15 protein-coding genes are annotated in these 11,860 nt (G+C 47.8%); 12 read left to right on the forward strand and 3 right to left on the reverse strand.

Translation table 11 applies throughout. The features are described 5' to 3' along the window. Nucleotides 1-75 precede the first annotated feature (75 nt). The gene (locus K3G39_RS04010; protein ID WP_220624891.1) at nt 76-936 is read left to right on the forward strand and encodes a bestrophin family protein; all 861 of its coding nucleotides are present in this window, start codon (nt 76-78) and stop codon (nt 934-936) included. A gap of 89 nt (nt 937-1,025) precedes the next feature. Continuing rightward, nucleotides 1,026-1,268, forward strand: coding sequence for a DUF3820 family protein (locus K3G39_RS04015; protein ID WP_220624892.1), 243 nt, complete (start codon nt 1,026-1,028; stop codon nt 1,266-1,268). A gap of 8 nt (nt 1,269-1,276) precedes the next feature. On the opposite strand, the gene K3G39_RS04020 is transcribed toward K3G39_RS04015, so the two are convergent. Next, nucleotides 1,277-1,738, reverse strand: coding sequence for a DUF4268 domain-containing protein (locus K3G39_RS04020; protein WP_220624893.1), 462 nt, complete (start codon nt 1,736-1,738; stop codon nt 1,277-1,279). 113 nt (nt 1,739-1,851) lie between these two features. On the opposite strand from K3G39_RS04020, the gene K3G39_RS04025 reads away from it, so the two are divergent. From K3G39_RS04025 to K3G39_RS04065, 9 genes are all read left to right on the forward strand, one after another. Continuing rightward, nucleotides 1,852-2,493, forward strand: coding sequence for an intradiol ring-cleavage dioxygenase (locus tag K3G39_RS04025; protein ID WP_220624894.1), 642 nt, complete (start codon nt 1,852-1,854; stop codon nt 2,491-2,493). A 135-nt stretch (nt 2,494-2,628) separates the two neighbouring features. After that, nucleotides 2,629-4,089, forward strand: coding sequence for a M48 family metalloprotease (locus K3G39_RS04030; protein WP_220624895.1), 1,461 nt, complete (start codon nt 2,629-2,631; stop codon nt 4,087-4,089). 303 nt (nt 4,090-4,392) lie between these two features. After that, a complete protein-coding gene (locus K3G39_RS04035; RefSeq protein WP_220624896.1) occupies nt 4,393-5,565 on the forward strand; it encodes an aldose epimerase family protein in 1,173 nt (390 codons plus the stop codon). A gap of 123 nt (nt 5,566-5,688) precedes the next feature. Continuing rightward, a complete protein-coding gene (locus K3G39_RS04040) occupies nt 5,689-6,594 on the forward strand; it encodes a LysR family transcriptional regulator (protein ID WP_220624897.1) in 906 nt (301 codons plus the stop codon). A 62-nt stretch (nt 6,595-6,656) separates the two neighbouring features. Beyond that, a complete protein-coding gene (locus K3G39_RS04045) occupies nt 6,657-7,859 on the forward strand; it encodes a threonine synthase (protein WP_220624898.1) in 1,203 nt (400 codons plus the stop codon). Nucleotides 7,860-8,123: 264 nt separating this feature from the next. Next, nucleotides 8,124-8,492, forward strand: coding sequence for a methylglyoxal synthase (locus tag K3G39_RS04050; protein ID WP_220624899.1), 369 nt, complete (start codon nt 8,124-8,126; stop codon nt 8,490-8,492). Between the two features lie 72 nt (nt 8,493-8,564). Further along, nucleotides 8,565-8,999, forward strand: a complete 435-nt coding sequence (locus tag K3G39_RS04055; RefSeq protein ID WP_220624900.1) for a hypothetical protein — start codon at nt 8,565-8,567, stop codon at nt 8,997-8,999. 151 nt (nt 9,000-9,150) lie between these two features. Next, a complete protein-coding gene (locus tag K3G39_RS04060; RefSeq protein WP_220624901.1) occupies nt 9,151-9,654 on the forward strand; it encodes a DUF2306 domain-containing protein in 504 nt (167 codons plus the stop codon). Nucleotides 9,655-9,728: 74 nt separating this feature from the next. Continuing rightward, nucleotides 9,729-10,127 carry a GNAT family N-acetyltransferase gene (locus K3G39_RS04065; protein ID WP_220624902.1) on the forward strand — a complete coding sequence of 133 codons (399 nt, stop codon included), beginning with the start codon at nt 9,729-9,731 and terminating at the stop codon, nt 10,125-10,127. An 83-nt stretch (nt 10,128-10,210) separates the two neighbouring features. Here K3G39_RS04065 and K3G39_RS04070 read toward each other — a convergent pair whose 3' ends face one another. Next, nucleotides 10,211-10,432 (reverse strand): helix-turn-helix transcriptional regulator, encoded by a 222-nt coding sequence (locus K3G39_RS04070; RefSeq protein ID WP_220624903.1) that lies wholly within the window; start codon nt 10,430-10,432, stop codon nt 10,211-10,213. Nucleotides 10,433-10,435: 3 nt separating this feature from the next. Further along, on the reverse strand, nt 10,436-10,972 hold the full coding sequence (locus K3G39_RS04075; RefSeq protein WP_220624904.1) for a DUF2975 domain-containing protein: 537 nt from the start codon (nt 10,970-10,972) through the stop codon (nt 10,436-10,438). A 283-nt stretch (nt 10,973-11,255) separates the two neighbouring features. Here K3G39_RS04075 and K3G39_RS04080 point away from each other — a divergent pair, with 283 nt between their 5' ends. Further along, nucleotides 11,256-11,780: a DUF421 domain-containing protein gene (locus K3G39_RS04080; protein WP_220624905.1), complete on the forward strand. Its 525-nt coding sequence runs from the start codon at nt 11,256-11,258 to the stop codon at nt 11,778-11,780. Nucleotides 11,781-11,860 lie beyond the last annotated feature (80 nt).

Below are 11,860 nucleotides of genomic sequence, written 5' to 3' on the forward strand. Positions count from 1 at the left end.
AGGCTCAGCTTTTAGCCAAACTGAACCCCGCTTAGCCTGCCCACTCACTTAGGGACGGGCTAAGCGGATTTTTTTATGATCAACTACAACCCCAAAGACTGGTTCGTTTTTATCTTCCGCTTCTCCAAGGCCGATACCTTCAGGAAGCTGCTGCCGCTCATGTTTGGAGTCGGTATTTACGCCGGTATTGTAGCCTACGTAGAGCTCAACTTTCTGCACCTTTCTGAAACGCAATACATTCGCAATGTAGGTATGATGCATAGCGTGCTGGGGTTTGTGATCTCCCTTCTGCTTGTGTTTCGTACCAACACGGCCTACGACCGCTGGTGGGAAGGCCGCAAGATCTGGGGCGGCATTACCAACAGTTCCCGCAACCTGGCCATTAAGCTGCAGGCCATCGCCACAGACAAAGAAGACCGTCGCTTTTTCAGGCTGATGATTCCGAATTATGCCTTCGCCGTCAAATGCTTGCTGCGCGAAAATGAAGACTTCCGCGAACTGGACCCGGTACTGGATCTGAAAAAAGAAAAACACCTGCCCAACCAGGTGGCAACCGGTATGTACGCCCGACTGAACGCCATGTATACCCAGGGCAAGCTGGACACAGCACAAATGCTGGTGCTCAACGAAGACTTAAGAGCCCTGACAGAACATTGCGGTGCCTGCGAGCGCATCAAAAACACACCTATACCTTATACCTACAGCGTTTTTATCAAGAAGTTTATTTTCTTCTATGTGATGACGCTCCCCTTTGGCTGGGTCTTTAGTCTGAGCTATTATGTGATACCGGTGGTTATCCTGATTCTGTATGCGCTGGCCAGTCTGGAACTGATTGCGGAAGAGATTGAAAATCCGTTTGGCAGCGACCCCAACGACCTGCCCGTCGACCAGATCTGCCACAACATCCGCAAACACGTGAGCGAAGTGCTGGACTAAAATAAACCTCAGTCAAAATTACTTTTCTGCTTCGGTTACAGAGCTTTTTTTATGCCCGCCTGCTATACCTTATCTTTATCTTTGGGAAAATGAACAAGCCTATGCAACCCGACTCCTCCATGCTCACCGAACTGGTGCGAATGAAAATGCCTTTCGGTAAGTACAAAGACACCCTGCTATGCCATTTGCCGGTCCCATACCTGGAGTGGTTTGCCCGTGAGGGTTTTCCGCCAGGCAAGCTGGGCATGCTGCTGGCTACCCTCTACGAGATCAAAATCAACGGACTGGAATATTTGCTCGAGCCCATCAAGCGTCAGGCCCGGAATCGGTAGTGCTATACCTAGCGTAGCTCGTCGAAGCTATACTTGGCGTCGCTCCAGAAGGCATCGAGGGCAATGATTCGGGGCTTGAAGAAAGAAATAAGCGCGGGCCAGTCGTCCTGGTTGAAAATACTTACCTCTTTCAGCTCGGTGTAAATACGGCTTACTTCTTTTCCGTACTCGTCTGTTGTGTGCAGTTCCCAAGTCCACTCCTCTTCTACCGTGCTGTGCAGCAACTCCTTCATCGCTCCGAACTGCTCAAAAAACATTTGCTGAATCTCGGAGTCTGGCTGCGTCATTTCGATGGCAATGGAAGCCTGCTTTCTGTCAGCCTGCATCCGGAAGTACACATTCTTCAAGCCCGTTTTGTAGTTAATCCAGTTGGTTGGCATACCTTCTGCCGACAACACGGGTGACATATATTGCCCGAATGCTGTCCAGAATGCCTGTTTGAGTTTAGAAGCCTGTTCCCGTGTATACATGCGGTAAAATTGGTGATTGTAGTGTTAAATAACAAAGTGTAAGCTTGGTGCACTTCTTCGCCTTATACGGTCTTTAGCACGTAAAAAGGATGTTATACCTACTCGAAACATCCATGAAAAAATCAATGCTTCTATACCTGATGCTGATCACAGTGATAAGTTGCCAGGCACAGGACAGACAGGAAACGCAACAGCCTGCCCGGCACGTAGGAGGCCCCTGCGAAGGTTGCGAGGCACTGCACGAGTACGGCGACAAACAGCTCACTCCGACTGATACGCTGCCAGGCTTTCATCCGGATGCAAAAAACAAACTCAAGCTGACAGGCACTGTATACCTGAAAGATGGTAAAACACCGGCATCGGATGTGATCCTGTACATCTACCACACCGACGAAACAGGTATATACCCCACCAAAGGAGATGAAAAAGGCTGGGCCAGGCGACACGGCTATCTGCGGGGCTGGATCCGGACTGGGGCTGACGGCAGGTATACGTTCTATACCACCAGGCCCGGATCCTACCCTTCCAGAACAGAGCCTGCTCATATCCATGTCACCGTAAAGGAGCCCGATAAAAACGAATACTACCTGGATGATTTCCTGTTTGAAGGTGACCCTTTGCTCACGCAGCAAGTACGGGCATCACGCCAAAACCGGGGCGGAAACGGTATTATAACCCTTAGCCGGGCAAATAACTTGCTGGTCGCCGAAAGAGACATCATTTTGGGTCAGAATATACCTGACTATACCCGGTAGTAAATGTCCCTTGAAAACGCATAGCAGGCCTGTGCTGCAACTTAAAAATTGTATTATCGTTGCTTGTTACATATTCAGTCTCTGCGATATACCTGAGTTCTGGGGTGATATAAGGAGGCTTAAAAAGATAAAACAATGAGAAAGAACATAATATCCGGATTATTGGCATCCGTGTTCCTGCTAAGCAGTTCCTGCCAGACCAACCCGGTAACGGGCAAAAAAGACGTGATGTTCATGTCGGAGGGCCAGGAGATTGCGATGGGCAAGGAAGCGGACCCACAAATTGTAGCGGAGTTTGGACTATACGAAGACCCAGCTCTGCAGCGCTTCATCAATGAGAAAGGCCAGCAGATGGCCAAGGTCTCGCACCGCAGCAATCTCAACTACGAGTTCAAGATCGTGGACTCCCCTGTGATCAACGCTTTTGCCGTGCCAGGTGGCTATGTGTACTTCACACGCGGCATTATGGCCCACTTCAACAACGAAGCGCAGTTCGCCGGAGTGCTTGGCCACGAGATCGGCCACATTACCGCACGCCACTCCGCACAGCAGCAAAGCAAGTCCATACTGGCGCAGGGCGGCCTGCTGCTCGGTATGATCCTGTCGCCTACGGTTGCGCAGTATGGTCAGGAAGTTTCGCAGGGACTTGGTTTGTTGATGCTCAAGTATGGCCGCGATGCAGAACGTGAGTCGGACCGACTGGGCGTGGAATATTCGACCAAGATTGGTTATGATGCCTCACAAATGGCGGACTTTTTTACAACGCTGCAGCGCAAGCAGGAAGAAAGCGGACAGGCTATACCTTCCTTCCTTTCGTCACACCCCGATCCGGGTGACCGATATAATACGGTGCACCAACTGGCAGCTGAGGAAAAAAAGAAGCAGAGCGTGACCAATGCACAGGTAAACCGCAACAGTTACCTCAAAATGATTGATGGCCTGGTCTACGGTGAGGATCCGAAACAGGGCTTTGTTGAGAACAACGTCTTCTACCATCCTGTGCTGAAGTTCCAGTTTAACATACCAACCAACTGGGAATACCAGAACTCACCACAACAGGTGCAGATGGGGCCAAAGGACGGAAGCGCCGTAATGGCATTAACCCTAGTTCCGGGAGCTAGTTTGCAGGAAGCCGCCGAGCAATCGCTGCAACGCTATGGCCTGCAGCCTATTGAGAGTAAGCAAGTGACAGTGAACGGACTACCTGCCATTGCGGTAGTGGCTGACCCACAGCAGCAGCAACAACAACAGCAACAACAGCAACAACAGCCATTGCGCACGCTTACCTACTTTATTCAGCACGGCGACAACATCTACAGCCTGATGGGTATTACCACTGCCAATAATTTCGACAACGCTTTTCAGGTTTTCAACGGCAGCATGCAGAGTTTCAAGGTATTGTCGGACCCTGACAAGTTGAACCGCAAGCCGGAGCGCATCAGTATTGTCACAGTGTCGAAAGCTACTACGCTGGCCCAGGCGCTGCGCAGCAATAACATGCCCGATGCCCGCCACAACGAACTGGCTGTGCTTAACGGCATGCAGCTAAGTGACCAGGTATCCGCCGGTACGATGATCAAAGTGGTGAAAAAATAAAACAACATGTTATAAGACAAAATCCCCCTGCACTTTTTGAGCGCAGGGGGATTTTTTATAGTTTTAGAAGTAAGACCCTGAAACTGCACTTGCACCAGTTTAAGCTACTGCTATTTGCGGCTTCGTTATACCTTATTTATTGCTACTGACAGGCGTCTTCCATTCTGTTTTAGCTGCCAGATTTCACGAAAATAACCTATTGATAATTCAGTTAAATAGTACGAAACGGAATGACAATGCGGCCAGGCGTTCGGTCTACTTTTCCCTTATTTTAAGAAAAATACAACAAACTGTAACGAGTTTATGAAAGAACGTAAAGCCCGCTATACCTTGCTTTTTTCAGCGCTGATATGCTGGCTGAGTGTCGCGACGCTTGCAGGTTGCGGTGGCAAGCCGGGTCTGCCTGGTCAAGTTTTGGGTAAACAAGAAGCAAATGCTATGGAAGTAAAATCCGAACCCTTCGGCACCGCCCCCAATGGGCAGCAAGTGCAGCTCTATACCCTGACGAACGCCAACGGCATGACTGTGAAGATCACCAATTATGGTGCTATCGTAACGTCAATCCGGACGCCGGACCGTGCAGGCAATCTGGGCGAAGTGGTACTCGGTTTCGATCGTGTGGATGGCTATATACCTAATGATCCTCATTTGGGAGGCATTGTTGGTCGCTATGCCAATCGCATTGCCAAGGGCAAATTCATATTGGACGGGCAGTCGTATACCTTGGCTACGAACGACACGCCCAACCACCTGCATGGCGGCATCACCGGCTTCGACAGAGTGGTGTGGCAGGCGGAACTCTTACAAAACCAGAATGCTATCCGGTTGACCTACGTGAGCAAGGACGGCGAAGAAGGCTACCCTGGCAACCTGACCGTAGTCGTTACCTATACCCTGACCGGCTTCGATGCTTTGAAGATTGATTACGAGGCCACCACCGACAAAGCCACGCCGGTTAACCTGACCAATCACAGTTATTTCAATCTGAGCGCAGGGACGGAAAAGGATATCCTCAACCATATTGTCAAGATTCACGCCGACCAGTTCACGGCCACGGACGAAACGCTTATACCTACCGGAGAACTGCAATCAGTAAAAGGCACACCTTACGATTTTACTACACCACAGCGTGTAGGCGAGCACATCGAAAATCTGCAGGGCTATGGCTACGATCTGAATTATGTGGTGCGCAACGGAGGCGACAAACTTGTGATTGCAGCGACGGTAGAAGACCCGGGTTCTGGCCGCATCATGACAGTGCACACGACCCAACCCGGCATCCAGTTCTACACGGGCTATCACCTGGATGGCACCCTGACTGGTCACAACTACACAGCCTATAACCGCTATGCCGGCCTCTGCCTCGAAGCCCAGCACTTCCCCGACTCCCCGAATCAGGAAAGCTTCCCCTCGTCCATAATCCGGCCGGGCGAGAAGTACAGCGAAACAACGATCTACAAGTTTGGAGTAAAGTAAGCTCAGTCTTTTATCTAGAAGTTGGTGAAGCAGATCACCGTGCAACAGCCTTGATGTCCGGGCTCATCTACTACCAAACTACACGGCATTTCGTTATATTGGCAGAAACACGTTCCGACAGGTATGCTCTCTCACAGGCACGAGATTTTTATGGAAGTGGCGCGGTTGCTGAGCTTTACCAAAGCCAGCCAGACGCTCTTTATCAGCCAGTCAGCCATTAGTAAGCACATCAAAGCGCTGGAAGAGTATTATAAAACCGGCCTTTTTGAGCGTCTCGGCAACAGTGTGGTGCTTACGTCTGCCGGCAAACTCCTGTACGATAAACTGCTGTCCGCCAAGCAGCTGCAGCATGAGCTATACCAGGATTTCAAGCAACTCAGCGAGAACTTCTCGCCACAAGTGAACATGGTGTTGGGCGCCAGCACCACCATTTCGCTTTACATTCTGCCACCAGTGCTTTCGGCATACCTGCAGAAGAACCCAAACGTGCAGCTCGACCTCAAAAACCGCAACAGCGAGAACATCCTTAAAGCTTTGCTCGACCATGAAATAGACCTCGGCATAGTGGAAGGCATCAACAAGGTGAGTAACGTGACCTATACCCCTTTCCTGACCGATGAAGTAATCGCGGTGTGCTCTTCGCGCAATCCGCTCAAAAAGCAGCAACTCGAGATTCGTGACCTGTACGAGATTCCGCTGGCGCTGCGCGAACGTGGCTCCGGAACGCTCGCTGTACTGGAAATAGCGCTGGAGCAAAAACAAGTGAAGCTAAGTGAATTGCCTATCAAAATAAGACTGGGTGGTACGGAGGCTCTTAAAAACTTTGTGCGGGTCGATACCTGCCTTTCCTTTCTGCCCCGGCAGGCTGTTATCAAAGAGTTACAGTCAGGCGAACTGGTGCAGGTGCCGATCCATGGACTCACCATAAAACGGAGCTTCAACTTTATACAGCGCAAAGGCACCGAGAATAATTTTCCATACAAGAATTTCATTCAGTTTACCAAGCGTTATTATTCCAAAATGGAATAGTCTATTCCTTTTAGCTATTTTGTTTGGTCATATCATGGTTGCAATTTGCCGTAGATACTGATATGAAAACGACGCTTCAACCACTTATAAGTCACCTGAGCAGCCTAACTTGCTCCAACTGTGGCGCTCCTTACTCTCCTTTCGAAAAACAGACGGTTTCGGCCTGCTGTCAATTACCGCTTCTGGCTGGCTATGCTCCCGATGTAATGCCTGAAAAAGAGGCGCTGCTTAGCCGGGAAGGCACGATGTGGCGCTACCTTGAAATGCTGCCTGTGCTGCATCAGGAAAACGTCGTGAGTCTGGGGGAAGGCTATACCCCTATTCTGGAATTGAAAAACCTGGCCCGGAAGTACGAACTACAGCATTTGCTGCTGAAAGACGAAGGACAGAACCCAACAGGTTCGTTTAAGGCACGTGGCCTGAGCATGGCAATATCCAAAGCCAAAGAGCATGGTGTAGAGGGCTGCATTATACCTACGGCCGGTAATGCCGGTGTAGCTATGGCCGCCTATTGTGCCAAAGCAGGTATGCGCGCCACAGTAGTGATGCCTCGCCATACACCCAAGGCTTTTCGTGATGAATGCTACTGGTATGGCGCTGAAGTGGTGCTTGTAGATGGCCTGATCAACGACTGCGCCGCCAAAGTAAAAGAGCTTAACAGCAAAGGCGAATTACTGGATGTATCGACACTGAAAGAGCCTTACCGCCTCGAAGGCAAGAAAACCATGGGCTATGAAATTGCCGAACAAGGCAACTGGAAATTGCCGGACGTGATCCTATACCCTGCCGGTGGCGGCACGGGGCTGATCGGTATCTGGAAGGCTTTCAATGAAATAAAAAAAATTGGCTGGCTGCCGGAAAATATAAAGCTGCCCCGCATGGTGGCAGTGCAGGCCGAGAACTGCCGTCCGCTGGTAGAGACTTTCTACGGAAGACAAGCCAATGCCCAGAACTATGTGGGCAAACCGACCATCGCAAACGGACTGGCAGTGCCTCGTCCGCTGGGCGAGCAGCTGATGCTGCAAACACTGCAGGAATCTGGCGGCACGGCCATCAGCATTACGGAACAGGAAATGGTTGTTGGATTGAAAGAACTGGGCACCAGCGAAGGCTTGTTTGTAGCACCGGAAGGAGCGGCCGTTTGGATGGCTACCCGCAAACTGCTGGACACCGGCTTCATTCAGTACGATGAAGAAATTTTATTACTCAACACCGGCTCCGGACAGAAATACATGGAGAACCTGAGCGGCTATCAGCCAGATTAAAGCGATAGCTAATTCATAAAAAGTAGCACCCTTTTACACAAATGGGATAATGCGCAGCCTTTCCACCGAGGCTGTTATCAAAAGCGTCGCCGGTACTACTGGCGGCGTTTTTTTATGGAGGATGCCACTGGTTTTTCACCCTTACCTCCGCTGCCCGATAATCTTTCAAACTGCTGAGTGCCGATTATTAATAGGAAAAACCTATATTCACTTGCGCAACCTTCATGCAGTTGAGTTGCGCCTGTACCCTATACCTGAAACATTATGACAACAATTGCACTCATCGCCCACAACAACAAGAAAACCGAACTGCTGAACTGGGTAAAAGAAAACCAGCAGGCTCTGCGCCAATACAAACTGATTGGCACCACCAACACTGCCAAACTGATTAACGAGCTCCTTGACATGAACATTGAGCCGTTCGGACACGGCCCCAGTGGTGGTGATATTCTGCTGGCCGCACGTTTGCTGCAAGGACAGATCCAGAAAGTGATTTTCTTTATCGACGTGGAAACTCCGCACGGCCACGAGCACGACATCCAAACGCTGATCCGCACAGCTGTACTCAACAACATCCCGATTGCATTGAACAAAGCCTCGGCGAATTTGATCGTGCTGGAGCGGGAGGATTAGGAAGAGGCCTTTTGATATAGCACCAATAAGCGTATGTTTCCGCTTTTGAACAAGTTGGCAAATATGTAAAGTATGAAAAGTAAAATAGGCTCACATTTAGTTGCCTGTATGGTAGGCACGCTTGTGATTTACGGGCTGTTGAAACTTGAAAGCTTTATATACAGGATTAGAAACGAAAGCTATAATGAAGAGTTAAAAGAGCTTGCTGAATTCATGATTTCAGATGTTGTTCTTTTGATTCTGTTTTTTGTAGTTTTCACCTTTTTACAATTTATTTTAGTAAGGCCTGTTTTCAGTTACCTGACAAATCAGGGTAGCTTAAGTAGAAAGAACCTTGTTTATACTTGGCTTGTCCTTAGTATCTCAACAGGACTTTTTATCGGAGTATTCTTTGGCGAAATGCGCTTAGGAATCAAAGATGTAATTGAAAGTATAGGAATAGGAGTTGCTATGTTTTTAGTCTACTACGCAATTAACTTCATTACCTACTTTAAGCTGTTAAAATAAGAATCGCGTTTGCCAACACAATGCTTGCTCAACCTTCGCTAACGTTTCAGGCTCCGCATGCACGCGGCCCGCTGGCAGTAATATTAAAGTATTGAAGCAAATTATAATAGCAGTAATTTGATTTCACAATAATATTCAAATTGAGTCAACAATGTACGGTTTTGTAAATTCCTCTTTAGGTTGGTTTCATTTAGTTACTGCCTTGTTAGCTATGCTTGCGGGTGCTTTCGTGCTGGTTGCAAAAAAGGGGACAAAGCAGCATAAAAGGGTCGGGTATAGCTATGTTATTGCCATGGTGTTAGTTTGTGGATCTGCGTTGGACATATACAATTTGACTGGAAAATTTGGAGTGTTTCACATCATGGCTATTATCAGTTCTTTGACATTGGTTTTAGGAATGTTACCCTTGTCATTAAAAAGCCTGCCCCAGAAGTATAAATCTGTGCATGTTTGGTTTATGTATTATTCGGTTTTAGGGCTTTATGCAGCATTTGCATCAGAATTAAGCGTGAGGGTACCGGAAAAGCCTTTTTTTGCCATGGCTGGAATTGCAACAGGCATAGTATTCGGATTGGGAACAGCTTTTATTTTGAGAAAAGAGAAAATCTGGTCTAAAAAATTTGAGCAGAAGCTCTACTGCCAACACAACACATGAGTAAAACTCCGGCTATACCTAGCTCACCTCATGCGCGAGCCCGTTAACCTAAATTCCAACACCCTTCCTACCCCATGAACATCACTTACCGATCAGACTTCACCCCAGACACGCAATTGATCAGCGACCTTTACAACAGCTCAGGTATAAACCGCCCGACTGATGACCATGAGCGTATTGAGAAGATGTACGCTAATTCCAACCTGGTTGTATCGGCCTGGGATGGAGAGAAACTGATAGGTATAGCACGCTCACTGACCGACTTCTGCTATATCTGTTATCTGTCAGATCTTGCCGTCAGGAAGGAGTATCAGAAAGAAGGGATCGGCAGGCAATTGATCGCTTTGACCAGGGAGATAATTGGAGAACAAACGATGCTGTTGCTTCTGTCAGCCCCGTCCGCCATGGATTATTACCCCAAAGTGGGATTCGAGAAGGCAGAAAACGCATTTATGATCAGGCGAACCCGCTAAATTCCAGACCTTTATCTCTCCTCAAAAACATAATCAAGACACAGCGCTATACCAACAGGTATAGGTATAGCAACCACACTAACTTAAGAACTTGCACGTTCATCAGCGCCAAATTCCAGTAAATCGCCGGGCTGACAGTCAAGCGCTTTGCAAATGGCTTCAAGAGTGCTGAAACGGATTGCTTTGGCTTTTCCGGTTTTAAGTATAGACAGGTTGGCCAGCGTGATATCCACCTTTTCTGACAGTTCGTTTAAAGACATTTTCCGCTTAGCCATCATCACATCCAGGTTCACAATTATAGGCATGTCTTATACGGTTAATTCGTTTTCAGCCTGAATCTCCACGCCGCGTTTAAATATCTGGGAGATGATGAACACGAGCCCCGCCATTAAAAAAAAGCCGTCGGTTGACCACTGCTCCAGGTTTATTATTTGCCTTTTGGCGAACCACTCCGTCTGCGCGTTATACATCAGCGCCACTGCCCAGATGCCGATCAGCACATAACTGATCTTTTCCAGCAGGATTGCCACGTCCATGGTGAAGGGGTTTGTCAGATTTACTTTTGACAAGGCTTTGATCACCAAATAAAAGATATAGGCTTTCAGGCCTGAAAAGACAATCATCAGGGAAACGACCTGCGTGTAGTACCAGAAACTGTGTTCCCTCACTTCATGCAGACTCAAACCTTTATAGAGATTATGTGAAGCTTCCGGATTGTACAAGCTTACACTAAAGGAAATCATAATGGCGCCTGTTTTTACCAGCAGGCCAATAAACGCAATCCATGAGAGGACATACATCACCCGGAGAATCTGCTCAGTTCTGGTTTTGCCTATTGCTTTCATACTTTCATCATTTAGATTGATCGAAGGTAAATAATTATTTATCGAAAAACAATAAATAATTATTAAAATTTGATAAATCTTTCCTCATGATAGAAGGTTAACCAGCTGTGTATTGATCATACTAGATCAATTTGGTGTAATTTTATCTCCGGTTGAATATCCTGAATAGGAGAAAGGCCCAACTTTATGTAGAAACAGAAGGTTTATACCTATCCGTAACTGTACAACCGAAACCCTCAAAAGGAGCGTATATCTTCTTCTGAACCTCAGGTATACATACTTTATGGAAAACATCTTCTTTGATGGTTGGGGAAGCATTATCAGAACCTTGTCGGTTACGATCATGGGTTATATTGCCATGATCGTACTTTTAAGAGCCTCTGGTAAACGGACACTCTCCAAGATGAATGCTTTTGACTTTGTTGTTACAGTAGCACTGGGCTCTGTACTGGCTTCGCTTTCGCTCAACAAGAATGTATCGCTGGCCGATGGGATTACCTCATTTTTTGTACTGATCTTCCTGCAATACCTCATTACCTGGCTTTCGGTGCGAATCAGGCAAGTCAAACAGGTTATAACCAGTCAGCCTACATTACTGCTCTACAAAGGCGAACTTTTGGAAGGTGCTCTTAAAAGGGAGCGTATTACGATCGAAGAAATCAATTCTGCCGCACGCAATGGTGGACAGGAAAACTTGTCGGTGATTGATGCAATGATATTGGAATCAACTGGGGATATAACGGTTATACCTACGCTAAAATCCGATACGCCTAACACGCTGAAAGAAGCCAGCAATTTTCCGGGATAATGCTGGCACCAGACAGCACTTTCTGACCCGGATAAACTCAGGTATAAGCAGAAGTATTATACCTGTGCTTTTCCTATACC

The sequence above is a fragment of the Pontibacter sp. HSC-14F20 genome (assembly GCF_019599265.1).
Lineage (GTDB): Bacteria > Bacteroidota > Bacteroidia > Cytophagales > Hymenobacteraceae > Pontibacter.

Coding starts and splice junctions, on each gene's coding strand:
- K3G39_RS04080 (WP_220624905.1), top strand. CDS start 11,256: ATGGAAAACATCTTCTTTGATGGTTGGGGAAGCATTATCAGAACCTTG.
- K3G39_RS04045 (WP_220624898.1), top strand. CDS start 6,657: ATGAAAACGACGCTTCAACCACTTATAAGTCACCTGAGCAGCCTAACT.
- K3G39_RS04010 (WP_220624891.1), top strand. CDS start 76: ATGATCAACTACAACCCCAAAGACTGGTTCGTTTTTATCTTCCGCTTC.
- K3G39_RS04065 (WP_220624902.1), top strand. CDS start 9,729: ATGAACATCACTTACCGATCAGACTTCACCCCAGACACGCAATTGATC.
- K3G39_RS04060 (WP_220624901.1), top strand. CDS start 9,151: ATGTACGGTTTTGTAAATTCCTCTTTAGGTTGGTTTCATTTAGTTACT.
- K3G39_RS04035 (WP_220624896.1), top strand. CDS start 4,393: ATGAAAGAACGTAAAGCCCGCTATACCTTGCTTTTTTCAGCGCTGATA.
- K3G39_RS04055 (WP_220624900.1), top strand. CDS start 8,565: ATGAAAAGTAAAATAGGCTCACATTTAGTTGCCTGTATGGTAGGCACG.
- K3G39_RS04025 (WP_220624894.1), top strand. CDS start 1,852: ATGAAAAAATCAATGCTTCTATACCTGATGCTGATCACAGTGATAAGT.
- K3G39_RS04030 (WP_220624895.1), top strand. CDS start 2,629: ATGAGAAAGAACATAATATCCGGATTATTGGCATCCGTGTTCCTGCTA.
- K3G39_RS04040 (WP_220624897.1), top strand. CDS start 5,689: ATGCTCTCTCACAGGCACGAGATTTTTATGGAAGTGGCGCGGTTGCTG.
- K3G39_RS04070 (WP_220624903.1), bottom strand. CDS start 10,432: ATGCCTATAATTGTGAACCTGGATGTGATGATGGCTAAGCGGAAAATG.
- K3G39_RS04015 (WP_220624892.1), top strand. CDS start 1,026: ATGAACAAGCCTATGCAACCCGACTCCTCCATGCTCACCGAACTGGTG.
- K3G39_RS04075 (WP_220624904.1), bottom strand. CDS start 10,972: ATGAAAGCAATAGGCAAAACCAGAACTGAGCAGATTCTCCGGGTGATG.
- K3G39_RS04020 (WP_220624893.1), bottom strand. CDS start 1,738: ATGTATACACGGGAACAGGCTTCTAAACTCAAACAGGCATTCTGGACA.
- K3G39_RS04050 (WP_220624899.1), top strand. CDS start 8,124: ATGACAACAATTGCACTCATCGCCCACAACAACAAGAAAACCGAACTG.